Origin of the sequence: Streptomyces albiaxialis (genome assembly GCF_039530985.1) — a bacterium.
Taxonomy (GTDB): domain Bacteria; phylum Actinomycetota; class Actinomycetes; order Streptomycetales; family Streptomycetaceae; genus Streptomyces; species Streptomyces albiaxialis.
On record NZ_BAAAPE010000001.1, the window covers coordinates 168,551 to 191,168 of the forward strand.

Consider the following 22,618-nt stretch of genomic DNA (forward strand, 5'->3'; position numbering starts at 1 on the left):
CCCGGGGGCCCGCGGCCCCGCGACGTGGCGTCAGCCGGTGTTGCGGAGGCCCGCCGCCACGCCGTTGACGGTGAGGAGGAGGGCCCGGCCCAGGGCCTCGTCCGGCTCCTCGCCCGCCTCGGCGGCCTGGCGCTGGCGGTGCAGCAGGGAGACCTGGAGGTAGGAGATCGGGTCGAGGTAGGCGTCGCGGATCCTGAGGGTCTGCTTGAGGACCGGGTTGGCCTCCAGGAGTTCGCTCTCTCCGGTGACGCGGAGGACCTCGCGGACCGTCAGTTCGTGTTCGGCCTTGATGACGTCGAAGACGTGCTTCAGCTCGTCCGGCACGAGGGTGTCGACGTAGTGCTGGGCGATGCGCAGGTCGGTCTTGGCGAGCGTCATCTCCACGTTGGAGAGGAAGTTCTGGAAGAAGTGCCAGTGCTCGTAGGCCTCTTCCAGGACGCTGTCGAGGCCCGCCTCGCGCGCCGCGCGCAGGCCCGTGCCGACGCCGAACCAGCCGGGGACGATCTGCCGGGACTGGGTCCAGCCGAACACCCACGGGATGGCGCGGAGCCCGTCGAGCCCGGCGCCGGTGTCGGGGCGGCGGGAGGGGCGGGAGCCCAGGTGCAGCTCGGCGAGCTGGTCGACGGGGGTGGAGGCGAAGAAGTACGCCGGGAGGTCCGGGTCCTCCACCAGGCGCCGGTAGGCGCTGTGCGCGGCGTCGGAGACCGTGTCCATGGCCGCGTCCCAGCGGGCGAGGGCCTCGTCGGACTGGCGGGGCGCGGTGTGCAGGGCGGAGGCCTGGAGCGTCGCGGCGACCGTCAGTTCGAGGTTCTCGCGGGCGAGGGACGGGACGAGGTACTTGTCGGAGATGACCTCGCCCTGCTCGGTCACCTTGATCTCGCCCTCCAGGGTGCCCCAGGGCTGGGCGAGGATCGCGTCGTGGGTGGGGCCGCCGCCGCGGCCGACGGTGCCGCCGCGGCCGTGGAAGAGCCGGAGCCGGACGCCGTGCCGGTGGGCGACGTCGCGCAGGCGGCGCTGGGCGCGGTGGATCTCCCACTGCGAGGTGGTGATGCCGCCGAACTTGGAGGAGTCGGAGTATCCGAGCATGACCTCCTGGAGGTCGCCGCGCAGGGAGACGAGGCGGCGGTAGGAGGGGTCGGAGAGCATCGCGTCGAGCAGCTCGTCGGCGATCTTCAGCTCGTCCGTGGTCTCCAGCAGCGGGACGATGCCGATCTTGGCCCAGCCGCCGTGCAGGTCGATGAGCCCGGCCTCGCGGGCGAGGACGGCGGCGGCGAAGACGTCGTCGGCGCCCTGGCACATGGAGATGATGTACGACTCGATGACCTCGGGCCCGAAGGTCGCCAGGGCCGTGCGGACGGTCTCGAAGACGCCGAGGGTCTTGGCCCCGGCGGCGTCCAGCGGCGCGGGCGCCGGGGAGAGCGGGCGGCGGGAGCGCAGCTCCTTGGCGAGCAGCCGCTGCCGGTACTCGCGGGGCATGTCCGCGTACCGCCAGGACTCCTCACCCAGGCGGTCGAAGAGCTGGCCGAGGGCGTGGTGGTGGGCCTCGGCGTGCTCCCGTACGTCCATGGTGGCGAGCTGGAGGCCGAAGGCGGCCAGGGTGCGCAGGGCGCGCTCCAGGCGGCCGTCGGCGACGAGGCCGCCGCGGTGCTCGCGCAGGGAGTGCTGGATGAGGGCGAGGTCGGCCAGCAGCTCGCCGGTGCCCAGGTAGTCCCATCCCTCGGTGTGGGGGAGCTTCTCGGCGAGGCGGGTGCGGGTGTTGAGGAGCTTCTGGCGGATGCAGGTGGCCTTGAGGCGGTACGGCTCCTCGGCGTTCAGCCGCTTGTAGCGGGGGCTGATCTCGGGGAGGCGGGCGAGGTCCTGCTCCAGGGAGTCCAGCAGCTCCTGGGTGGCGCCGCAGTTGCGGATGGAGTTGGAGAGGGCGCCGCGCAGCTCGTCGACATGGGTGAGGGCGTCGGTGATGCCGTGCTCGTGCTGGAGGATCAGCACGTCCCAGGTGACCTGCGGGGTGACGTTGGGGTTGCCGTCGCGGTCGCCGCCGATCCAGGTGCCGAAGGTGACGGGGCGCGTGCCCTCGGGGAGGGGCGCTCCGGCGCGCTCCAGCTCGGCGGCGAGGTCTTCGAGGACGTCGCCGACGGCGCCGCGGTGCAGCTCGTCGAGGTAGTAGATCGCGTTGCGGGCCTCGTCGGCGGGCTCGGGGCGGGCGACGCGGAGCTCGTCGGTCTGCCAGATGAGGTCGACGTTCTCGGCGAGGCGCAGGTCGGTGCGGCGGCGCTCGCTGGGGTCGGTCTCCTCCAGCAGCTCGGCGATGCGGCGGAGCTTGGTGAGGACGGAGCGCCGGGCGGCCTCGGTGGGGTGCGCGGTGAAGACGGGGCGCACGGACAGGTTGCGGGCGGTCTCGGCGAGGTGGGCCGGGTCGGCGTCCTTGAGCATGTCGGCGGTGCGCGCGAGGTTGCCGCCCTCGGCGGCGCGGCGGGTGCGCAGCTCGCGGCCGCGGTGCACCTGCTCGGTGACGTTGGCGAGGTGGAAGTAGGTGGAGAAGGCGCGCACGAGCTTGGTGGCGGTCTCCAGGTCGGTCTTGCCGAGCAGGGCCGCCGCGGCTTCGCCGTCGCTGCGGGTCAGCGCGCGGACGCGTTCCACGAGGTCGAGGAGTTCGGCACCCTCTTGGCGTACGAGGGTCTCGCCGAGCAGGTCCCCGAGACGGCGGATGTCGGCGCGGAGCGCCGAGGGCGCGGAGGACGGCGCGTCGGGGGCCTCGGGCTGGCGCGTGGTGCTGTCGGCACTGCTCACAGGTGCGGCTCCTTGCGGCTTCGCTTCGTGCAGCTTGGCTTGGTGCAGCTTCGCTTCTGGCAGGTGGCGGACCGCGCTGTCCGACGAATCAAGGATAGGTCGCGTGTCGCGTGGTACCCGAACCCTGTCCGAGTGGTGGTCCGGAGCGGGGCGCGCGGGTGCGCCCTCTGGTGGATGTACCCCTCTTGTTCCGTGACAAAGGGCTGCCATACTTACGTTGCCGTAGGTTACGGAACCGTAGCCAATCCCCCGGTCCGATGAGGGACATCTATGACGACTAGCCCCGACGTGCTCGACAGTTCGCCGCAGGCTGCACAGTCTCCAAGCACCGACCCCGCCGCCACAGCCACAGCCACCGCTGATCCCGCCCTGCCGTCCGCGACGCTGGGGGGTGAGCAGCGGCGCTCCGTGGAGCAGATCTCGCTGCTGCTGTTCATCACCGTCCCGTTCGTAGCGCTGGTCGCGGCCGTGCCGCTGGCGTGGGGCTGGGGCGTGAGCTGGCTCGACCTGGGCCTGATGGTCGCGATGTACTACATCGGCTGTCACGGCATCACGATCGGTTTCCACCGCTACTTCACACATGGCTCCTTCAAGGCGAAGCGGCCGCTGAAGATCGTGCTGGCGATCATGGGTTCGATGGCCGTCGAGGGCCCGCTGGTGCGCTGGGTGGCGGACCATCGCAAGCACCACAAGTTCTCCGACGCCGAGGGCGACCCGCACTCCCCCTGGCGGTACGGCGAGACGGTTCCGGCCCTGATGAAGGGCCTGTGGTGGGCGCACATGGGGTGGATGTTCAACGAGGAGCAGACGCCACAGCACAAGTACGCGCCGGATCTGATCAAGGACCCGGACCTGCGCCGCGTGTCGCGCCAGTTCGTGCTGTGGACGGTCGTCTCGCTGCTGGTGCCGCCGCTGATCGGCGGCCTGGCGACCTGGTCGTGGCAGGGCGCGCTGACCGCGTTCTTCTGGGGCTCCCTGGTCCGCGTGGCGCTGCTGCACCACGTGACCTGGTCGATCAACTCGATCTGCCACGCGGTGGGCAAGCGCCCCTTCAAGTCGCGCGACAAGTCCGGAAATGTCTGGTGGCTGGCGATCCTGTCCTGCGGTGAGTCGTGGCACAACCTGCACCACGCCGACCCGACCTGCGCCCGGCACGGCGTGGAGCGCGGCCAGATCGACTCCAGCGCCCGCCTGATCCGCTGGTTCGAGAAGGCCGGCTGGGCCTACGACGTGCGCTGGCCGAAGCAGTCGCGTGTGGACTCCCGCCGCAAGGAGCGCGCCGCCGACGCGGCATGATGGCCCCCGTGCCGACCGACGAGAGTACGTCCGGACGTTCCGGAGAGACGACCAGCAGCCCGAAGAGACGTGCCCGCCGACGGATGACCGGCAAGGAGCGCCGCGAGCAGCTCCTCGACATCGGGCGCACACTCTTCGCCGAGCGCGGCTTCGAGGGCACGTCGGTGGAGGAGATCGCGCACAAGGCGGGCGTCTCCAAGCCGGTCGTCTACGAGCACTTCGGCGGCAAGGAAGGCCTCTACGCGGTGGTGGTCGACCGTGAGATGCGGCGCCTCCTCGACATGGTCACCGGCGCCCTCACGGGCGGCCACCCCCGCGAGCTGCTGGAACAGGCGGCGTTCGCCCTGCTCGACTACATCGAGCAGTACACGGACGGCTTCCGCATCCTGGTCCGCGACTCCCCCGTCGCCCAGTCGACGGGCACCTTCGCCTCGCTGATCTCGGACATCGCGACGCAGGTCGAGGACATCCTCGGCCGCGAGTTCAAGTCACGGGGCTTCGACCCCAAGCTCTCCCCTCTCTACGCGCAGGCCCTGGTCGGCATGGTCGCGCTCACCGGCCAGTGGTGGCTGAACGCGCGCAGGCCGAAGAAGGCCGAGGTCGCCGCCCACCTGGTCAATCTGGCCTGGCACGGCCTCGACGGCATGGAGGCGAAGCCGCGGCTGATAGGCCACCGGCGGTCCTGACACGCGAAGGACCCGCGCGGAGCGCATGCGCGGCGGGCACGCGCGAAGGACCCGCGGGGCGGGCACGCGCGGGCGGCCTCCACGGAAAACCCACCGGCGTGGGCGCCCTGTGCGCCCCCGGTGACGGTCCGGGCACGATCTAGGCGCGTAGTGTTCCCCAACTCTCCCTGACGTCACGCGAATTCATGCCAGCGTGGCCCCGGCACACTAGACTCACCGCTGACTGTCCGCAGTCCTGCCGCTCCTCTCCGGAGCGGAACGGGGCGGAGCGGCCATGCGCACCACCGCACGAGCGACGCGCGGGCCGTCCGCGCGCCGGTGACCGAGGGCGAGGACAGGAGAGAGAACACGTATGCGCATCAAGGCTTGCTTACCCGGCCTCGCCCTCGCGTTGTCCCTCACGCTGACCGGCTGCGGCATCGTCGGCGGGGACGAGGACGGCGGGGACGGGACGCAGAAGACGTCGAGCAGTTCCTCGCCCTCCCGGAAGCCCGTACCGACGCCGCCGGGCGCGGCGAAGGAGCCGGGCTTCGACCTCCCGGACGACGTGTACGTGGTCATCGCCAATGAGCTGACGGGCAACAAGGAGAAGGACGCCGTCCTGCGCGACCACAGCCGCGCGACGATGGCCAGGGTCCTCGCCTACGCGAAGGCCACCACGAAGCACTCCAAGATCACTGAGTACCGCCAGGACGACGCCCTGGAGACCCTGCGCGAGGACGTGCGGACGTACCGGCGCGAGGTTTTGGTCGCCAGGGGCGTCTACCGCTACTACAAGCGCGAACTCACCATGAAGGGCCCGGCGGACGCCACCGTCCGCTTCTGCGAGAGCCGCAGGGAGGCCTTCGACAAGAGCCTGGCCACGGGCAAGTCGCTGCGCACCCGGCCGAGCCTGAAGGACTTCACCAGGATCGAGGACGTCCTGCACAAGCGGGACGGCACCTGGCGCGTGATCTCGACCCGTACGGAAGAGGGCGTCAAGGACTGCCGTCGGTGAGGAACGGCCCCCGGGCCCGGGCCCGTCACCCCCGGCCCGGGCCCGTCACCGCGGCTTCCGCACCCGGTGGACGGCCATACGGTCGGCGCCGTCCTGTCCGTCCGTGAGCAGCACCGCGTGGTCGTCCGTCATGTCGAGCACGCGGCCCGGCGGGCGGCCGGGCAGCTCCCCGCCGAGCCGGTCGACGACGGTCCGCCGCGGGTACGTACCCCAGGAGCCGACGTACACCCGGCCGTCCCGTACGGCTTCGACGCTGCGGCCCTCGTACGACCTGCCCTCTTCCAGCGCCTCGCTCCTCGCGCGGAACGGGGCGTCGTGGCGGCCCGCGCGGAGCGTCACCAGGCGGGGGCCGTCGCTCTCGACGCAGGCGAGGAGGGGGTCGCGGGGATCGGCGGCGCAGCGCAGGGAGGCGCGCCCCAGGTCGTCGGTCTTGCGGCCCGTCGCGGTGTCGAGGACGAGGCCGGCGGGGTGCTCGGGATCGCCGAACTCCCGCCCGCCGAGCGTGTTGACCACCGCGCGCCCCGGGACGGCGGCCTGGAGCCGCGACTCGTAGTAGCTCCCTGCCAGGTCCCACAGCTTCTTCCCCGTGCGCGCGTCGCGCGCGAGGACGGCGGCGCCCTCGACGATCCCAAGGCCCCGGCGGCGCTCGCCGAGCACCACGTCGCCCGCGAAGCCGAGCATCACGTCGTGGCCCGTGCGCTTCCACACCGTGCGGCCCTCGCGGGCCGCGTCGAGGACGTACGAGGTCGACTCGTCCGCGAGGCCCTTCCCTTCGCCGACGACGAGGATGCGGCCGTCCCGCGCGTCCATCAGGCGCACGTCGCGGGCGCCGGGGAGCGTGCGCTTCCAGAGCGGGCGTCCGTCCTTCCCGGACAGCGCGGCGACGCCGTACTCGGGGGCCGTCCCCTTCCGCCCCTTCTCGTAGGCGACGATCACGCCCCAGTCGTCGCCGTCACCGACGAGGAGGGGCCGGTCGTCGGCCCCCGAGCCGGGCGCCTCCGAGGCGGCGGAGGCCACCCGCGCCGCCCCGCGCCCGCCGTCCTCGCCGAGCGGCTCCTCCCCGAGCGGCTCCTCGTCGCGCAGCGACCAGCGCTGCTCGCCGGTCTCCAGGTCCCGGACGCCGACCCGCGTGCCTCCGCGCTGCCCTCGGTCACCGAGGACGACGACGGACCTGCCGCGTACGACGGCTCCCTCGGCCTTCTCCATGGACCACAGCGCCTCGCGCCCCAACGACACCGCCCCCGCGGGCCGTTCACCCCCGGCGAGCGAGGGTTCCCGCGCGTTGTCGGCCAGTGCCACGGCCACGGCCGCGGCTGCCAGTACGCCCACCGCCGCCGCACCGGCCCGCTGTCTCCCCCGTAAGACGTTCATGTCCTCCAGCATGCCGGTCCGCGGTCCGGCCATGAGTTCTTACTCGGGGGTAGGCAAGCGCCGGAGGCTTGTTTTACATTCCGTCTAACAAGAGGGGTGAGCCCACCGGAGCCCGAGCGAGGAGCCGCAGCAATGGGAAGCAGCATCCAGGAGCAGTCCGGCGACGATGTCGCGCAGCGGCTGCTGGACTCGGCCGCCACGCTGGCGTACGACCCGGCCACCGAGGTGGACTGGGACACGCCGCTCGACAAGGACTTCCACGGTGCGAGCCCGGAGTGGAGCACTCTCTACGGCACCGCCTACTGGCGGGAGATGAGCGAGGCGCAGCGGCGCGAGCTGACGCGGCAGGAGGCCGCCTCGGTGGCCAGTACGGGCATCTGGTTCGAGATGATCCTGCAGCAGATGGTGCTGCGGGACATCTACGCGAAGGACCCGACCGGCGCGGAGTTCCAGTGGGCGCTGACGGAGGTCGCGGAGGAGTGCCGGCACTCGATCATGTTCGCGCGCGGCGCGAAGAAGCTCGGGGCCCCGGCGTACCGGCCGCACCGGGTCGCGGTGGAGCTGGGGCGGGCGTTCAAGACGGTCGCGTTCGGTGAGGCGGCGTACGCGGCGATCCTCGTCGCGGAAGAGGTTCTCGACGTCATGCAGCGGGACTGGATGCGGGACGAGCGCGTCGTGCCGTTCGTCCGCACCATCAACAACATCCATGTCGTCGAGGAGTCCCGGCACATGAAGTTCGCCCGGGACCAGACGCGCAAGCGCCTCGCGGGCGCGGGCGAGGCGCGCCGCCAGATCAACGCGCTGGTCATCGCGATCGCCTCGTACGTGATCGTGACCAGCATGGTGAACAAGCGGGTCTACGCGGAGGCCGGGCTCGACGTGGAGCGCGCGGTCACCGAGGCGAAGGCCAACGAGCACCACAAGTCGATGATGCGGTCGAGCTGTTCGGGCCTGATGGAGTTCCTGGCCTCGGCCCGGCTGCTGACGAAACCGGCGCTGGTCTTCTACAAGCGCGCGCACCTCATCTGAGCCGGACCGGGAACGCCATGACCGAGACGCCGTACGCCATCACCCAGACCTGCTGCAGCGACGCGACGTGTGTCGCCGTGTGCCCGGTGAACTGCATCCATCCGACGCCGGAGGAACGGGCGTTCGGCAGCACGGAGATGCTGCACATCGACCCGGACGCCTGCATCGGCTGCGGCGCCTGCGCCGACGCCTGCCCGGTCGACGCGATCTTCCCGGTCGACTCCCTCACCGGCCCGCTGCGCGAGTACGCGGCCGTCAACGCGGCGTATTACGAGGACGAGGCCGGGGCCGGGGCCGAGGCCGGGGCCGGGGACGGGGCCGGGGCCGGGGAGCAGCCGGGGGCGGCGGCCGAGGGCAGTCCCAACTTCCACGCCTGGGAGGAGCCGTCGTTCCCGCGCGTCCTGCCGTCCGACTTCCCGCGGCTGCGCGTCGCGGTCGTCGGCACGGGGCCCGCCGGGATGTACGCGGCGCGGGACCTGCTGCTGCACACCAGCGCCGAGGTGACGCTGCTCGACCGGCTGCCGGTCGCGGGCGGCCTGATCCGCTACGGGGTGGCGCCGGACCACCCCTCGACCAAGAAGGCGGGCGAGACCTTCGCCCGCTTCTACGACCACCCGCGCGTGCGCCTGCGGCTGGGCGTGGGGGTCGGCCGCGAGATCACCGCGCGCGAACTGGCCGCGCACCACGACGCGGTGATCTACGCCGTCGGGGCCTCCAGTGGGCGGCGGCTGGGCATTCCGGGCGAGGAGCTGCCGGGCAGCGTCCCGGCGACCACGTTCGTCGCCTGGTACAACGCGCATCCGGAGGTCGCGCCGGACGCCGTGGACCTCTCGGCGGAGCGCGTGGTCGTCGTCGGCAACGGCAATGTCGCCGTCGACGCCGCGCGGATCCTCCTCGCCGACCCGGAGGAGCTGGCCCGTACGGACATCGCGGACCACGCGCTGGCGGCACTGCGCGACGGGAACGTGCGCGAGGTCGTGCTCGTCGGGCGCCGCGGGCCGCAGGACGCCGCGTACACGGGCTCGGAGCTGCGGGCGCTCCGGCATCTGCCGGGCGTCGAACTGCTCGTCGACGACCACGATCCCCGTACCGGCGCGGCGATCGACGCGGCGGGCCCGAGGGACAAGGCCGCGCTGCTGCGGGGCGTGGCGCGCGGCGGCGTGGACTGGGACAGCGCGCCGGAGCCGGGACGGCGGCGCCTCGTGCTCCGCTTCCACAGCGCGCCGGTGGAGGCGAAGGGCGATACGGGCGGGCCGGGCGGCGTCGGCGCGGTGCGCGTCACCGGCGCCTCGGGCGAACGGGACATCCGGGCGGGCCTGCTGCTCAGGGCGGTCGGCTACCGGGGCGTCCCCGTCGACGGGCTGCCGTTCGACGAGACCAGCGGGACGGTGCCGCACGAGCGCGGCCGGGTGACGGGAAGCCCCGGGACGTACGTCGTGGGCTGGATCAAACGCGGCCCCTCCGGCGGCATCGGCGCCAACCGCACCTGCGCGGCCGAGACGGTGAGCACGCTGCTGGCGGACGCGGTCGCGGGCGAACTCCCCGCCCCGGCCGGGAGCCCGAAGGACTTCGCGAAGCTCCTCCGCCGCCGCGCTCCCCACGCCGTCGACGCGAAGGGCCTGGCCGCGATAGACCGCGCCGAACGCGCCCGAGGCCACCAGGAAGCCCGCCCCCGCACCAAGCTCGCCACCCTCCCCTCCCTGACAGCGGCAGCGAGCCCGAACCCCCTACGCAGGGTCCGCTGACGCGCGCCGGTCATCGGCCGCTCGCGGCCCGGAGCATGCGGACGTGGCCCAGTTCGGTGGCGTTCTTCATGAGTTCGGCGTTGGCCCAGGCCAGGGTGTGGGCGAGGGTGTGGTCGGGGTCGTTGTGCCAGGGGAAGGGGGCCGGGGCGTCGAGGGCGGGGTCGGGGAGGGTGTCCAGGGCCGCGAGCCATTCCTCGCGCAGGCCGCGGAGCCAGGCGAGGGCCGACGCGCCGTCGCCCGGCCAGGTCACCTCGGTGCGCTCCGGAGGCGTGCGCCCGCGCAGGTGGGCGAGGGCCGTGCTCCACCACCAGCCCATGTGCCAGGTCACCCACGCGATCGTGGGGACCGGCACCGGCTCGGGCTCGACCTCGGCGAAGTCGGGCCGCCACAGCCCGTCGGCGCCCTTCCGTACGGTCCAGCACACCTCGGCCGGCTCCCACAGGTGGTCGGCCTCCTCCAGCCGTTCGGCGTGGTACTCGAAGAGGGACCAGGTCATGTCGAACTGCCAGCGGAGCAGGGCCGTACGGGATACGTCGTTCATGGGGCGACCCTCGCAGAGCGGCGCCGGGGGCGACAGCGGTTATCGGGCGGCCGTCAGCGGCTCCAGGAACTCCAGCCTGTTGCCGACGGGATCCTGCGCGTAGAAGCGGCGGTGGCCCGGGAGGTCCTCGTCCCATACGGGCCGGGTCCCGGCCGCCTCCAGGCGGGCCGCGAGGGCGTCCAGGTCCGTGACGCGCAGCCCCGGGTGGGCCTTGCGGGGCGGGGTGAAGGGGTCCTCGATGCCGAGGTGGAGGACCGCGGTGCCGGACGTGAACCAGCAGCCGCCCCGCGCGGCGAGCGCCTCCGGCTTGGGGAGTTCGGTCATGCCGAGCACCTCGGCGTAGAAGCGGCGCAGCGCGGGTTCGCTGCCGGGCGGGGCGGCCAGGAGGACGTGGTCGACGGACGTGATCAGGCCGCTCATCGCTTCACCGCCACCACGAAGACCCGGCGGAACGGGAACGCCGTACGGCCGTCGGGGCCCGGCGGGTACGCGGCGCGGAGCGCGGCGGCGTAGTCGGCGGTGAAGGCGTCGCGGGCCTCGGGGTCGTCGGCGAGGAGGGTGAGGACGGGGCGCAGGGCCGTGCCCTTGGTCCAGTCGAGGACGGGGTCCTCGCCGGTCAGGAGGTGGAGGTACGTCGTCTCCCAGGCGTCCACCTCGCAGCCGAGGGCGAGGAGGCGTTCGGCGTATCCGGCGGGGGTGAGGACGGCGTCCGTGCGGTCCGGGGCGCCGAGGCGTCCCCGCCAGCGCGGGGAGTCGCGCAGCTCGGCGAGGAGCGTGTGGCTGGGCGAGGAGAAGTTGCCGGGCACCTGGAAGGCGAGGGCGCCGCCGGACGGCAGCGCGTCCACCCAGGCGGGGAACGAGGCCGCGTGGCCCGGGACCCACTGGAGCGCGGCGTTGGAGAAGAGCAGGCCGAAGCGGTCGCCGGGAGCGGGGCGCCAGGTCGCGAGGTCGGCCTCGGCGAAGTCGAGCCGCCCGTCGCGCGCGTGGGCGCGGGCCTCGTCGAGCATGGCGGGCGAGTTGTCGTACCCGGTGACGCGCGCGTGCGGGTAGCGCTCGGCGAGGACCGTGCTGGGGCCGCCGGGCCCGCAGCCGAGGTCGGCGATACGGGGCGCGTCGCCGCCGGGCAGCTCGGCGGGGACGCGGGCGAGCAGGTCGAGGAGCGGCCGCAGGCGGTGGCCGGAGTGGCGCAGGTACTGCTGCGGGTCCCATTCGGGGGCCGGGCCGGGGGCCGCGGCGTGCGGTGTCGTCGGCATGCCCGCAGGGTGCACCCCCGGTTCTCTTGACGTCAAGAGACTTCACATCGACACAACTACTACACTGATCCTCATGGAGGACGAGGTCGACCGTTTGGTGACAGCATGGCGCCGCGAGCGCCCTGACCTCGACGTGGAACCGCTTGAGGTTCTGAGCCGGGTCAGCAGGCTGGCCCGCCATCTCGACCGCGCGCGACGGATCGCCTTCTCCGAGCACGGCCTCGAACCGTGGGAGTTCGACGTCCTGACGGCGCTGCGGCGAGCGGGCACGCCGTACCAGCTCTCTCCGGGCCAGCTTCTCACGCAGACCCTCGTGACGTCCGGGACGATGACGAACCGCATCGACCGGCTCGCCAAGAAGGGCCTCGTGGAGCGGCTGCCGGACCCCAGCGACCGGCGCGGGGTGCTGGTGCGGCTGACGGACGAGGGGCGCGACCGGGGCGACAGCGCCCTCGCCGGACTGCTGGAGCAGGAGCGGGCGATCCTCGCCGAGCTGTCCCCGCTCCAGCGCGGCGAACTGGCGGGTCTGCTGCGCCAGTTGACGGCACCCTTCGACAACATCCCCACGTAGGACCAGGGCTGGGCAGGGGCTGCCCCGCCCGGTGCGGTGCAGACCGCGGCTGTGTCGTGGCTGATCGCGCAGTTCCCCGCGCCCCTTGAGGTGGAGGGCGCTCCTCGGAGCGCCCCGTCAGGGGCGCGGGACTGAGTCGATGTGCGGCTCCGCCGCGTGGGCGCGACCGCGCGCAGGAGCGCCCCGTCAGGGGCGCGGGACCGAGTCGATGTGCGGCTCCGCCGCGTGGGCGCGACCGCGCGCAGGAGCGCCCCGTCAGGGGCGCGGGGAACTGCGCGCGCAACCAGCCACAACCCGCAGCCTTGGGGGCACCTCCCTGCTCGAAGAGCTTGGGGGAGCACGGAACGAGGGAGCCCCTGCTCAGTAGCCACGGCGCCGGAGCAGGCGTTCGAAGCGAGCCAGGTCGCGGGGCCCGCGCGCGAAGGTCTGGATCGCGAGCGGCGGGGCGAAGCGGCGCCGGGTGACGGCCTGCGGCGCCGCGAACTCCCGCAGCCCGTCGGCCCCGTGGATACGCCCGAAGCCCGAGCGGCCCCGGCCCCCGAACGGCAGCGCGCCCACCGCCGTGAAGGCCAGCGCGTCGTTCACGCTCACCATGCCGGTGCGCATCTCCCGCGCCAGCCGGACGCCGCCGCGCCGCGCGAACACCGCCCCGCCGAGCCCGTACGCGCTCGCGTTGGCCCGCGCCACGCCCTCCTCGGCGTCCCGCACGCGGTTCACGACGAGCACGGGCCCGAACGTCTCCTCGCGCACCGCGTCCGCGTCCTCGGGGACGTCGGCGAGGACGACGGGCCCGGTGACGTACGGCGGCACCACCGAGCCGGGCCCGCCCACGACGGCGCGCGCGCCGCGCGCGAGCGCGTCGTCGATATGGCGGCGCACCACGTCGAGCTGGGCCGGAACCGTCATCCGCCCGTAGTCGCCGCCGGGCCCGCCCGTGATCTCCGGGGCCCGCAGGGTGATCCGGTCGAGGAAGCGCTCGTACACGCCCTCGGCCACGTACACCCGCTCGATGCCCGCGCACGACTGGCCCGCGTTGGCGCAGCCGCCCCACAGCGCCGCCTCCACCGCCGCCTCGACGTCCGCGTCGCCGGCGACCACCAGGGCGTCCTTGCCGCCGAGTTCGAGGAGTACGGGCGTGAGCGAGGGCGCGCAGGCGGCGAGCACGCGCGCCCCGGTGCCGGGCGAGCCGGTGAACGCGACCTTGTCGACCCCGGCGCCGCACAGCGCCGCGCCCGTGCCGCCGTCGCCCGTGACCACGCCGAGCACGGGCATGTCCGGGACGGCCTCGGCGAAGGTCTCCGCGAGCCAGCGCCCCGTCCCCGGGGTGTGCTCGCTGGGCTTGAGGACGACGGCGTTGCCCGCCGCGAGCGCGTAGGAGACCGAGCCGAGCGGGGTGTGCACGGGGTAGTTCCAGGGTCCGATGACGCCGACGACCCCGTAGGGCCGGTACTCCACGGTGGACCGCTGGTGGAACATCAGCGGCCCCGAGCGCACCGTACGGCGGCGCAGCACGGGCCCCGCGTGGCGCGCGGCCCAGCCCAGGTGCTCGAAGGCGGCGGCGAGTTCGACGAGCGCGTCGGCACGGACCTTGCCGGCCTCGCTCTCCAGGAGCGCGACGATCTCGTCCATGCGGCGCGCCATCACGCGCCGCCAGCGCAGCAGCCGCGCGCCGCGCTCGCGGTGGCCGAGCGCGTCCCAGGCGGGGGCGGCGTCACGGGCACGGCCGACGGCCGCCCGCACGGCCTCCGGCCCCTCATTCGCGCGCGACTGCTCCTGGTTCACCGTGCTGGGGGCGTACGGCATGACGCGACCCACCTCTCAGTAAGAACGATACGGACCGTTCCGACCTTAGCCCGCGCCGCCCCTCTGGTCGAGAGGTCAAGACGGCCCGTATCGTATTGACCGCAGGAACGAAGACGGGAGCAGCACCATGGGCAGGACGCGCACCCTCCACGCCGTGGACGACGACGCCGATGCCGGGTCCACGCGGGGCCGCCGCGACCTGGAGGCGCGCGAGCGCATCATGGCCTCCACCCTCAAGCTGCTCCAGGAGCGCGGTTACGCGCGGCTCACGATCGAGGGCGTGGCCACGGACGCGGCCGTGGGCAAGGCCACCGTCTACCGCTCCTGGCCGAACAAGGCGGCCCTGGTCCTGGCGGCCGTCCAGGACCGCCTGGCCGACGTCCCGACCGCGCCCACCGGCGACACCCGTGCCGAACTGCTCGCCGTGGCCGAGCAGGCGATGGCCCGCTTCTACGGCTCCGGCGAGGTCCGCCTCGTCCTCCCCGCCCTGCTCGGCGAGGCCGCACGCGAGCCCGCGCTGCTGGAACGGCTCCGCACCGAGGTACTCGAACCCCGCAACGCCCGGGCCCGCGCCGTCGTGGAACGCGCCGTCGCCCGCGGCGACCTGCCCGCGGACACCGACGTCCCCATGGTCCTGGAGCAGTGGGCCGGTTACATGCTCTTCCGGGGGCTGTGGCACGACGACCCGCTGCCCGAGGGCACCGTCGAACGGCTCGTCGACGCGACCCTGGCCTCCCCGCCGCGCCGGGCGGTCTGGCAGGGCAAGTGATCCGCCCCGTAGCATCACCGCACATGAGCGGCGCACTCCGATTCGCGGGACGCACCATCATCGTGACCGGCGGCGGGGCGGGCATCGGCGCCGCGACCGCGCACCGGCTCACTGACGAGGGCGCGGCCGTGGTGATCCTCGACAACGAGGAAGAGGGCGGGCGGCGTACGGCCCGCGAGATCACCTCCTCCGGCGGCCGGGCCGCCTTCGTCCTGGGCGACGTGACCGACGAACCGGCCTGGGCGCGGGCCGTGGACACCGCGCGCCGGGGCTTCGGGCCCGTCGACGGGCTCGTCAGCAACGCGGCGCTGGTACGCCCGGGACCGGCCGACGCGATCTCCCTGCACGACTGGGAGGGCCAGCTCGGCGTGGGCCTCACGGGCTCGTTCCTCGGGGTACGGGCCTGCATCGACGACCTGCGGGAGCGGCGCGGCGCGGTGGTGCTGACGTCGTCGGTGCAGGCGCTGGTGGGACTGCCGGGGCGTCCGGCGTACGCGGCGGCGAAGGCGGGGCTCACCGGGCTGGGCCGTCAGCTCGCCGTGGACTTCGGCCCGGACGTCCGGGTCAACTCCGTACTGCCGGGCCCCATCCTGACCCGCGCCTGGAACGGCGTCGCGGAGGAGGAGCGGTGCCGCGCGGCGAGCGAGACCGTGGCGGGCCGGCACGGGCGCCCCGAGGAGGTGGCGTCCGTCGTCGCGTTCCTGCTCTCCGCGGACGCGTCGTACGTCACCGGCACGAGCATGGTCGTCGACGGCGGCTGGAGCGTCTTCAAAAACTCCCCGTAACCAAGCCCCCCGGAACTCCTCCGGGCTCCTCACTCCGGGGCCGAGCACGGGGTGCCCCGTCCTGTGCTTCGCGGGGCGCGCGTGCGTCGTGGCTGAGCGCGCAGTTCCCCGCGCCCCTGGAGGGGCAAGCCCCGAAGCCTTGATCGGCGCCCCTGACGGGGCCCTAGCGGGCCGGGGCCGGTTCCAGTTCGGCGGGGCCTACTCCCGCGCGGCGGGCGAGGGCGACGGCGGCAAGCGTGGAGTGGACGCCCAGCTTCCCCAGCACGTTCTGCATATGCGTCCGGACAGTGTGCGGCGAGAGATACAGGCGCTCGGCGACCGCCTTGCGCCCCAGCCCCGCCACCATGCACCGCAGAACTTCACGCTCCCGGGGCGTGAGCGACTCGACGAGCCGCTCGCTCTCGGTGCGGTGCTTGCGCGTCGCCGTCAACTCCTTGAGCACGCCGGTCAGCAGCGCGGGCGGCAGATGCGTCTCGTCCTTCAGCACGCCGCGGATCACCTGGAGCAGCCGGGAGAGCGAGCAGTCCTTGGCCACCCAGCCCCCGGCGCCCGCCTGGAGCGCGGCCGCCGCGTGCCGCGGGTCGTCGCGCTCGGCGAGGACCACCGTCCTCAACTGCGGATAGTCCGCGCGCACGCGCGCCACCAGCGGGAGACCGCCCGAGGGGTCGGGGGTGCGGGGCCCCTCCTCAAGGGTGCTGAGCGCCCGGCCCGGCACCTCACCGTTCGCACTGCCGCTCACCACGCCGATCGGGCCCATCGCAGGGCCGCCGGGCCCGCCGGGGCCGCCCGCGCCGGGCGGCGGGCCTCCGTGGCCCGGACCCGGTCCCGGTCCCGGCCCGGGGTGCAGCGGCGCTCCCAGGTCCGCGTCCACGAGCAGCACGTCGAAGCGGCGGCCCTCGGCGGAGGCACGCTCCAAGTGGCGCAGCGCGGCGGCTCCACTGCCCGCCGCGGCGACCTCGACGTCCTGCTCGGCCGCGAGCGCGGCGGCCAAGGACTCGGCGAAGATCCGGTGATCGTCGACCACTAGCACACGAATACGTTGCATGGCACCCCCTGGCAGTGCGGGCACGGCGCCCGGTGCGGGAACGCGGAACCGCACGACCGCCGCCGTGGTTCGCTGCTACCCCGCCTCCGGGCGTCGTACCCGGCTGTCTCGCCCCCTGATCAGCACACGCACCGGCCCCCACCGGCTGTGTGCGTCAGAATCAGAGTACGGCTGGGGTCTGACAACGGAAGCCAAACGGCAAAACTGTTTGGGCACGACGTCAGAAGTGAGACAACCTGACGCCTCAGGGGCGGAAGTTGACCCTTCGTCCGCCCGCGCGCCCGTCACACGCGGCGCGCGCCGGCGCTCGGCACCGCCTCGAACACCCTCGGCGCGCGGAAACCCGCCGTGCGGAACGCCTCCAGCACCGCCTCGGTGACGCGCTCCGCCGCGTCCTCGTCGACCAGCACGAGCGCCGAGCCGCCGAAGCCGCCGCCCGTCATCCGCGCGCCGATCGCGCCCGCCGCGTTCGCGGACTCGACCACGGCGTCCAACTCCGCGCAGGAGACCTGGAAGTCGTCGCGCAGCGAGGCGTGTCCGGCATTCAGCACGGGCCCGATCGCGCGCGTCTCGCCGCGCTCCAGCAGGGCGATGGTCTCCTCGACGCGCCGGTTCTCGGTGACGATGTGCCGCACGCAGCGGCGCACATCGGGGTCGTCGATACGGCCGAGGGCCTGCTCCAGCTCCTCGTACGGCACGTCGCGCAGCGCGGGCACCCCGAGGATCTCGGCGCCCTTCTCGCACCAGCGGCGCTGGGCCGCGTAGGCGCCGTCGCTCAGGGTGTGCTTGACGCGGGTGTCCACGACGAGCAGCCGCAGCCCCTGGGACGCGAGGTCGAACGGGACCTGGCGCTGGGCGAGGTCGCGGGTGTCGAGGTGGAGGACGTGGCCCTCGGTGCAGCAGGCCGAGGCCATCTGGTCCATGATCCCGCAGGGCATGCCCACGAAGTCGTTCTCCGCGCGCTGGCACAGCCGGGCCAGGCGCTCACGGGAGAGGCCGAGCCCGTACAGCTCGTCGAGGGCCAGGCCCGTGGAGACCTCCAGCGCGGCGGACGAGGAGAGCCCGGCGCCGGTCGGCACGGTGCTGGTGAAGTGCAGGTCGGCGCCGCCGACCGGCAGGCCGTCCTCGCGCAGGGCCCACACGACGCCCGCGGGGTACGCGGCCCAGCCGCCGTCGGCCCCAGGCGTGAGGGAGTCGACCGTCAGTTCGTAGACCCCGCCGGGCACGTCGGCCGAGTGCAGCCGCAGCACCCCGTCGTCGCGGCGCGCGGCCTCGACGCGGCAGGTGTGCGGGAGCGCGAGCGGCATCACGAAGCCGTCGTTGTAGTCGGTGTGCTCACCGATGAGATTGACCCGCCCGGGGGCCTCCCACGCGCCGTCCGGGGCGCTGCCGTAGATCTCGCGGAAGCTCATCGTCCGCCCCTCCCGGGCTCGCTCGACGCCGACGCCACGCGCCCGGCCGGGGGTCCGGGGGTTGTCCCCCGGGAAAGCACAGCGCGGAAGCTCGTGGGGCTCATGAGGCCAGCACCTTCTGTGTGAAGTTCCAGGCGTCCTCGACGATTCCGGCCAGTTCGGGGCGCTTGGGCTGCCAGCCCAGGGCCTGGCGGGCGCGGTCGGCGGAGGCGACGAGGACGGCGGGGTCGCCGCCGCGGCGGGGGGCGACGGTCTCGGGGACGGGGTGGCCGGTGACCTCGCGGACGGTCTCGATGACCTCGCGGACGGAGAAGCCGTTCCCGTTGCCGAGGTTGCAGATCAGGTGTTCGCCCTCGCGGGCCGCGCCGAGGGCGAGGAGGTGGGCCTCGGCGAGGTCGGCGACGTGGATGTAGTCGCGCACGCAGGTGCCGTCCGGCGTCGGGTAGTCGTCGCCGAAGACGGAGATCGCCTCGCGGCGGCCCGCGGCGACCTGGAGGACGAGCGGGATCAGGTGCGACTCGGGGTCGTGCCGCTCGCCGAAGTCGCCGCCCGCCCCGGCGTACGCGCCCGCGACGTTGAAGTAGCGCAGCGAGGCGGCGGACATCCCGTAGGCGTGGCAGTAGCCCGTGATGAGCTGGTCCATGGCGAGCTTGGAGGCGCCGTAGGGGCTGGTGGGCGCGGTCGGCATGTCCTCGGTGATGGGGCTGCGCTCGGGCTCCCCGTAGACGGCGGCCGTGGAGGAGAAGACGAGCTTGCGCACGCCCTTCTCCCGCATGGCGCCCAGGAGTTCGACCGTACCGCCGACGTTGTTGCGCCAGTACTTCTCGGGCTCGGTCACGGACTCGCCGACCTGCGAGGAGGCGGCGAAGTGCAGCACGCCCTCGTACGAGGCGTCGAGCCACTCGGCCGCGCCCTGGATGCGGGCCTCGACGAACTCCGCGCCGTCCGGGACCCCGGCGCGGAAGCCGGTGGAGAGGTCGTCGACGACGGTGACGGCGTGCCCGGCCTCCAGCAGGTGGGCGGCCACCACGCTGCCGACGTATCCGGCTCCCCCGGTTACCAGGAACTTGCTCATGTGCTCGCTACCTCTCTCAGCCGCTGGGCCGCCGCCTCCGGCGGGACGTCGTTGATGAACACATTCATGCCGGACTCGGAACCCGCGAGGAACTTCAGCTTGCCGGGAGCCCGGCGGATGGTGAAGAGCTCCAGATGCAGGGCGAATTCCTCACGCGCCGCGAGGCGCTCCGCACGGCTCCGGGCGCCCTTGGGGAAGGGTGCCTGATGCCAGGCCGCGATGTACGGCGTACGGGGCTGGTCCTCGCCGAAGATCCGGTCGAACCTGCGCAGCAGCTCCAGGTAGATCCGCGGGAACTCCGCGCGGGCCTCCTCGCCGAGCGCGAGCAGGTCCGGCACCCGGGGCTTGGGGTAGAGGTGCACCTCGTACGGCCAGTGCGCGGCGTAGGGCACGAAGGCCGTCCAGTGTTCGCCGTCCAGCACGACACGGTCGCCGACGGCCAGCTCGGCGGCGACGAGGTCGTCGAAGAGGTTGTCCCCGCCGGGCCGTTCGCCGTGCGCCGCGACGGAGCGCAGCATCCGCTCGGTGCGCGGGGTGGTGAACGGATAGGCGTAGATCTGCCCGTGCGGGTGGGAGAGGGTCACGCCGATCTCCTCGCCGCGGTTCTCGAAGCAGAAGACCTGTTCGACGCCGGGGAGCTGGGACAGCTCGGCCGTGCGGTCGGTCCAGGCGTCGAGGACGAGGCGGGCCTGCTCCTCGGTGAGGTCGGCGAAGGAGGCGTCGTGGTCGGAGGTGAAGCTGACGACCTCGCAGCGCCCGGCGCCGGGGCGGCGGGCGAACAGGGGGCTGCCGTCGTGGAGCTCCTCGCCGGGGGCGCCGCGGAAGGAGGGGAAGCGGTTCTCGAAGACCGCGACGTCGTAGTCGGCCTCGGGGATCTCACTCATCCGCCCCTCGCGGGAGGGGCACAGCGGGCATTCGTCGGCCGGCGGGTGGTACGTACGGGCGTTGCGGTGTGCGGTGACGCCGACCCAGTCGTCGAGCAGCGGGTCGTGGCGGATCTCGGACGCCGTCCCGATGGGCGGCAGGGGGCGCTTGTCGGCGGCGGTGCGGACGGCTGTTTCGGCGGTGGCACTCAGGTCGTAATAGATGATCTCGCGACCGTCGGCAAGGCGGTTTGAGGTCTTCTTCACCGTGCGGGCTCCTCGTTGCTGGACCTCAACATAATCACACACAACGAACCACGAGCCAACAGAGGAGATAACCCAGCGCGGCCCGTGGATCACAAGCTACAAAAAAGACATTCTGGACGCCACGTCACCGACACCCGCCGATATTCATCACAATCAAACAAACCTCAGCAACAACTCCTTTCAGAAGGTGAAGCGAGGGGGGTACCTTCTCGTCCGTTCCCGTCACGCAATGAAGCGAGTGACCCATGTTGTACCTGGCCGAACGGCTACGGCTCCCCACCAACGGACTCGATTACACACTTCTCGGCATCTACTTCGCCGTCGTGCTCGGGATCGGCTTCGCCGCCCGGCGCAGTGTGAAGACCAGCCTCGACTTCTTCCTCTCGGGCCGCTCCCTGCCCGCCTGGATCACCGGACTCGCGTTCGTCGCCGCCAACCTCGGCGCGACCGAGATCCTCGGCATGGCCGCCAACGGCGCGCAGTACGGCGTCTACACGGTGCACTGGTACTGGATCGGCGCCATCCCCGCCATGGTCTTCCTCGGCCTGGTGATGATGCCCTTCTACTACGGCTCGAAGGTGCGCTCCGTCCCGGAGTTCCTGCTCCACCGCTTCGGGCCCGCCTCCCACCTGCTCAGTTCCGTGATCTTCGCGGTCTCCGCCGTGCTCATCGCGGGCGTGAACCTCTACGCGCTCGCGATCGTGCTGGAGGCCCTGCTGGGCTGGGAGCAGTGGATCGCGATCGTCGTCGCGGGCTTCTTCGTCCTGGCGTACATCACGCTCGGCGGCCTCTCCTCGGCGATCTACACCGAGGTGCTCCAGTTCTTCGTCATCCTCGCCGCGCTGATCCCGCTGACGATCGTCGGCCTCAAGCGCGTCGGCGGCTGGGACGGCATCTCCGACACGCTCAGCGGCAAGAACGGCGAGGCGTTCATGACCGCGTGGGACGGCACGGGCATCGGCTCGGGCAACCCGCTGGGCGCCAACTGGCTGACGATCGTGCTCGGCCTGGGCTTCGTGATGAGCTTCGGCTACTGGACGACGAACTTCGCCGAGGTCCAGCGCGCCCTGTCCGCGAAGAACCTCTCCGCGGCCCAGCGCACCCCGCTCATCGCCGCGTTCCCCAAGATCCTGATCCCCGCCGTCGTGGTCATCCCCGGCCTGATCGCCCTGGTCATGGAGCCCACGCTGGGCAAGCCGGGCAGCGGCCTGGAATACAACGACGCGATCCCCGTACTGATGCGGGACCTGCTGCCCAACGGCGTGCTCGGCATCGCGGTCACCGGTCTGCTCGCCGCGTTCATGGCGGGCATGGCGGCGAACATCTCCTCCTTCAACACCGTCTTCACGAACGACATCTGGGCGGCGTACCTGAAGAAGGGCAAGCCGGACTCGTACTACGTCGCCACGGCCCGCTGGGTCACCGTGATCGGCGTGCTGATCGGCATGGGCACCGCGTTCATCGCGTCCTCGTTCAGCAACATCATGAACTACCTCCAGACCCTCTTCTCCTTCTTCAACGTGCCGCTGTTCGTGGTCTTCATCATCGGCATGTTCTGGAAGAAGACGACCCCGGCCGCCGGGTTCTGGGGCCTGCTGAGCGGCACCGTGGCCGCGATGGTCAACTACTTCTGGTTCTACAAGCAGGGCGTCATCGACATCCCCAGCGACCAGGGCGCGAACTTCGTCTCCTCGATCGTCGCCTTCGTCGTCGGCGCCGTGGTGATGTTCGTGGTCACGATGGTCACCAAGCCCAAGCCCGTCGAACAGCTCGCCGGGCTCGTCTACGGGACGGTCTCGCCAGGGCTCGAAGAGCCGCCGGAGAAGGGCGACGACGCGTGGTACCGCAAGCCCGCGCTGCTCGGCTGGGGCGCGGTCATCCTTGCCGCCCTCTGCTACATCCCCTTCTCCTTCTGACCCGCGAGGAGCGCTGACGCACCATGACGACAGACGACGGCAACACATCCGGCAACACCCCGCCCCGGAGCGACTCCGAGGCCGCGCAGATCGCCCGCGAGGTCGAGGAACTGGAGCGGAAGTCCGAGACCGCCGCCCGCCTCTTCGACGTACGCCGCATCATCGGCGGGCTCTTCGTGGTCTACGGCGTGATCGTCACGATCGCCGGGATCACCGCATCCGACGCGGACATCGACAAGGCCGAGGGCATCAACATCAACCTGTGGACCGGCATCGGCATGCTGCTCCTGGGCCTGTTCTTCCTGCTGTGGCTGAAGCTCAGCCCGACCATCCCGCCGCCGCCCCCGACGGAGGCGGAGGCCGCGGAGGCCCTGGAGAAGTGACCCCGGAGGGGGGAGTGGGGGGGG

At 72.6% G+C, this 22,618-nt stretch carries 20 protein-coding genes; 10 read left to right on the forward strand and 10 right to left on the reverse strand.

What is annotated here, in order from left to right; genetic code table 11:
* Positions 1–30: 30 nt before the first annotated feature.
* Positions 31–2,787, reverse strand: a complete 2,757-nt coding sequence (gene ppc, locus ABD343_RS00755; protein WP_344522833.1) for a phosphoenolpyruvate carboxylase — start codon at positions 2,785–2,787, stop codon at positions 31–33.
* Between the two features lie 270 nt (positions 2,788–3,057).
* Here ppc and ABD343_RS00760 point away from each other — a divergent pair, with 270 nt between their 5' ends.
* The 3 genes from ABD343_RS00760 (at position 3,058) to ABD343_RS00770 (ending at position 5,766) form a co-directional block, all read left to right on the forward strand.
* Positions 3,058–4,083, forward strand: a complete 1,026-nt coding sequence (locus ABD343_RS00760; protein ID WP_344522835.1) for an acyl-CoA desaturase — start codon at positions 3,058–3,060, stop codon at positions 4,081–4,083.
* On the forward strand, positions 4,080–4,769 hold the full coding sequence (locus ABD343_RS00765) for a TetR family transcriptional regulator (protein WP_425578073.1): 690 nt from the start codon (positions 4,080–4,082) through the stop codon (positions 4,767–4,769). The genes ABD343_RS00760 and ABD343_RS00765 overlap by 4 nt, the downstream gene beginning before the upstream one ends.
* A 352-nt stretch (positions 4,770–5,121) precedes the next feature.
* A complete protein-coding gene (locus tag ABD343_RS00770; protein WP_344522837.1) occupies positions 5,122–5,766 on the forward strand; it encodes a hypothetical protein in 645 nt (214 codons plus the stop codon).
* Between the two features lie 45 nt (positions 5,767–5,811).
* On the opposite strand, the gene ABD343_RS00775 is transcribed toward ABD343_RS00770, so the two are convergent.
* Complete coding sequence (locus ABD343_RS00775; RefSeq protein ID WP_344522839.1) at positions 5,812–7,170, reverse strand: PQQ-binding-like beta-propeller repeat protein; 1,359 nt, start codon at positions 7,168–7,170, stop codon at positions 5,812–5,814.
* 99 nt (positions 7,171–7,269) lie between these two features.
* Here ABD343_RS00775 and ABD343_RS00780 point away from each other — a divergent pair, with 99 nt between their 5' ends.
* Entirely contained in the window at positions 7,270–8,166 is an 897-nt protein-coding gene (locus tag ABD343_RS00780) for an AurF N-oxygenase family protein (RefSeq protein WP_344522841.1), read from the forward strand.
* 17 nt (positions 8,167–8,183) lie between these two features.
* Positions 8,184–9,911 (forward strand): FAD-dependent oxidoreductase, encoded by a 1,728-nt coding sequence (locus ABD343_RS00785; protein WP_344522843.1) that lies wholly within the window; start codon positions 8,184–8,186, stop codon positions 9,909–9,911.
* Between the two features lie 10 nt (positions 9,912–9,921).
* Here ABD343_RS00785 and ABD343_RS00790 read toward each other — a convergent pair whose 3' ends face one another.
* Genes ABD343_RS00790 through ABD343_RS00800 form a run of 3 tightly spaced genes read right to left on the reverse strand, consistent with a single transcriptional unit; the run spans position 9,922 to position 11,705 of the window.
* Positions 9,922–10,452 (reverse strand): DinB family protein, encoded by a 531-nt coding sequence (locus ABD343_RS00790; protein ID WP_344522845.1) that lies wholly within the window; start codon positions 10,450–10,452, stop codon positions 9,922–9,924.
* 39 nt (positions 10,453–10,491) lie between these two features.
* The gene (locus ABD343_RS00795; RefSeq protein ID WP_344524310.1) at positions 10,492–10,863 is read right to left on the reverse strand and encodes a VOC family protein; all 372 of its coding nucleotides are present in this window, start codon (positions 10,861–10,863) and stop codon (positions 10,492–10,494) included.
* Positions 10,864–10,868: 5 nt separating this feature from the next.
* Positions 10,869–11,705 carry a trans-aconitate 2-methyltransferase gene (locus ABD343_RS00800; RefSeq protein ID WP_344522847.1) on the reverse strand — a complete coding sequence of 279 codons (837 nt, stop codon included), beginning with the start codon at positions 11,703–11,705 and terminating at the stop codon, positions 10,869–10,871.
* A gap of 73 nt (positions 11,706–11,778) precedes the next feature.
* On the opposite strand from ABD343_RS00800, the gene ABD343_RS00805 reads away from it, so the two are divergent.
* The gene (locus ABD343_RS00805; protein ID WP_344522849.1) at positions 11,779–12,276 is read left to right on the forward strand and encodes a MarR family winged helix-turn-helix transcriptional regulator; all 498 of its coding nucleotides are present in this window, start codon (positions 11,779–11,781) and stop codon (positions 12,274–12,276) included.
* Between the two features lie 360 nt (positions 12,277–12,636).
* On the opposite strand, the gene ABD343_RS00810 is transcribed toward ABD343_RS00805, so the two are convergent.
* Positions 12,637–14,079, reverse strand: coding sequence for an aldehyde dehydrogenase family protein (locus tag ABD343_RS00810; protein WP_344522851.1), 1,443 nt, complete (start codon positions 14,077–14,079; stop codon positions 12,637–12,639).
* A gap of 127 nt (positions 14,080–14,206) precedes the next feature.
* On the opposite strand from ABD343_RS00810, the gene ABD343_RS00815 reads away from it, so the two are divergent.
* Together ABD343_RS00815 and ABD343_RS00820 are read left to right on the forward strand one after the other, a co-directional pair.
* Positions 14,207–14,848 (forward strand): TetR/AcrR family transcriptional regulator, encoded by a 642-nt coding sequence (locus ABD343_RS00815; protein WP_344522853.1) that lies wholly within the window; start codon positions 14,207–14,209, stop codon positions 14,846–14,848.
* A 23-nt stretch (positions 14,849–14,871) separates the two neighbouring features.
* Positions 14,872–15,633, forward strand: a complete 762-nt coding sequence (locus tag ABD343_RS00820) for an SDR family NAD(P)-dependent oxidoreductase (RefSeq protein WP_344522855.1) — start codon at positions 14,872–14,874, stop codon at positions 15,631–15,633.
* A 163-nt stretch (positions 15,634–15,796) separates the two neighbouring features.
* On the opposite strand, the gene ABD343_RS00825 is transcribed toward ABD343_RS00820, so the two are convergent.
* From ABD343_RS00825 to galT, 4 genes are all read right to left on the reverse strand, one after another.
* Entirely contained in the window at positions 15,797–16,678 is an 882-nt protein-coding gene (locus ABD343_RS00825) for a response regulator transcription factor (protein ID WP_344522857.1), read from the reverse strand.
* A gap of 284 nt (positions 16,679–16,962) precedes the next feature.
* Positions 16,963–18,090: a galactokinase gene (gene galK, locus ABD343_RS00830; protein WP_344522859.1), complete on the reverse strand. Its 1,128-nt coding sequence runs from the start codon at positions 18,088–18,090 to the stop codon at positions 16,963–16,965.
* A 100-nt stretch (positions 18,091–18,190) separates the two neighbouring features.
* Positions 18,191–19,165, reverse strand: a complete 975-nt coding sequence (gene galE, locus ABD343_RS00835) for a UDP-glucose 4-epimerase GalE (RefSeq protein ID WP_344522861.1) — start codon at positions 19,163–19,165, stop codon at positions 18,191–18,193.
* Positions 19,162–20,295, reverse strand: a complete 1,134-nt coding sequence (gene galT / locus ABD343_RS00840; protein ID WP_344522863.1) for a galactose-1-phosphate uridylyltransferase — start codon at positions 20,293–20,295, stop codon at positions 19,162–19,164. Before galT ends, galE begins: the two co-directional genes overlap by 4 nt.
* A 245-nt stretch (positions 20,296–20,540) precedes the next feature.
* Here galT and ABD343_RS00845 point away from each other — a divergent pair, with 245 nt between their 5' ends.
* Positions 20,541–22,211 carry a sodium:solute symporter family protein gene (locus ABD343_RS00845; protein WP_344522865.1) on the forward strand — a complete coding sequence of 557 codons (1,671 nt, stop codon included), beginning with the start codon at positions 20,541–20,543 and terminating at the stop codon, positions 22,209–22,211.
* Positions 22,212–22,234: 23 nt separating this feature from the next.
* Positions 22,235–22,594 (forward strand): hypothetical protein, encoded by a 360-nt coding sequence (locus ABD343_RS00850; RefSeq protein WP_344522867.1) that lies wholly within the window; start codon positions 22,235–22,237, stop codon positions 22,592–22,594.
* Positions 22,595–22,618 lie beyond the last annotated feature (24 nt).

Bases quoted from the DNA above. Each gene is read 5' to 3' on its own strand.
- ABD343_RS00800 (WP_344522847.1), bottom strand. From the start codon at position 11,705: ATGCCGACGACACCGCACGCCGCGGCCCCCGGCCCGGCCCCCGAATGG.
- ABD343_RS00810 (WP_344522851.1), bottom strand. From the start codon at position 14,079: ATGCCGTACGCCCCCAGCACGGTGAACCAGGAGCAGTCGCGCGCGAAT.
- ABD343_RS00780 (WP_344522841.1), top strand. From the start codon at position 7,270: ATGGGAAGCAGCATCCAGGAGCAGTCCGGCGACGATGTCGCGCAGCGG.
- ABD343_RS00805 (WP_344522849.1), top strand. From the start codon at position 11,779: ATGGAGGACGAGGTCGACCGTTTGGTGACAGCATGGCGCCGCGAGCGC.
- ABD343_RS00815 (WP_344522853.1), top strand. From the start codon at position 14,207: ATGGGCAGGACGCGCACCCTCCACGCCGTGGACGACGACGCCGATGCC.
- ABD343_RS00820 (WP_344522855.1), top strand. From the start codon at position 14,872: ATGAGCGGCGCACTCCGATTCGCGGGACGCACCATCATCGTGACCGGC.
- ABD343_RS00760 (WP_344522835.1), top strand. From the start codon at position 3,058: ATGACGACTAGCCCCGACGTGCTCGACAGTTCGCCGCAGGCTGCACAG.
- galE (WP_344522861.1), bottom strand. From the start codon at position 19,165: ATGAGCAAGTTCCTGGTAACCGGGGGAGCCGGATACGTCGGCAGCGTG.
- ABD343_RS00770 (WP_344522837.1), top strand. From the start codon at position 5,122: ATGCGCATCAAGGCTTGCTTACCCGGCCTCGCCCTCGCGTTGTCCCTC.
- ABD343_RS00850 (WP_344522867.1), top strand. From the start codon at position 22,235: ATGACGACAGACGACGGCAACACATCCGGCAACACCCCGCCCCGGAGC.
- ABD343_RS00790 (WP_344522845.1), bottom strand. From the start codon at position 10,452: ATGAACGACGTATCCCGTACGGCCCTGCTCCGCTGGCAGTTCGACATG.
- ABD343_RS00825 (WP_344522857.1), bottom strand. From the start codon at position 16,678: ATGCAACGTATTCGTGTGCTAGTGGTCGACGATCACCGGATCTTCGCC.
- ABD343_RS00775 (WP_344522839.1), bottom strand. From the start codon at position 7,170: ATGGCCGGACCGCGGACCGGCATGCTGGAGGACATGAACGTCTTACGG.
- ABD343_RS00845 (WP_344522865.1), top strand. From the start codon at position 20,541: ATGTTGTACCTGGCCGAACGGCTACGGCTCCCCACCAACGGACTCGAT.
- ABD343_RS00785 (WP_344522843.1), top strand. From the start codon at position 8,184: ATGACCGAGACGCCGTACGCCATCACCCAGACCTGCTGCAGCGACGCG.
- galK (WP_344522859.1), bottom strand. From the start codon at position 18,090: ATGAGCTTCCGCGAGATCTACGGCAGCGCCCCGGACGGCGCGTGGGAG.
- ABD343_RS00765 (WP_425578073.1), top strand. From the start codon at position 4,080: ATGATGGCCCCCGTGCCGACCGACGAGAGTACGTCCGGACGTTCCGGA.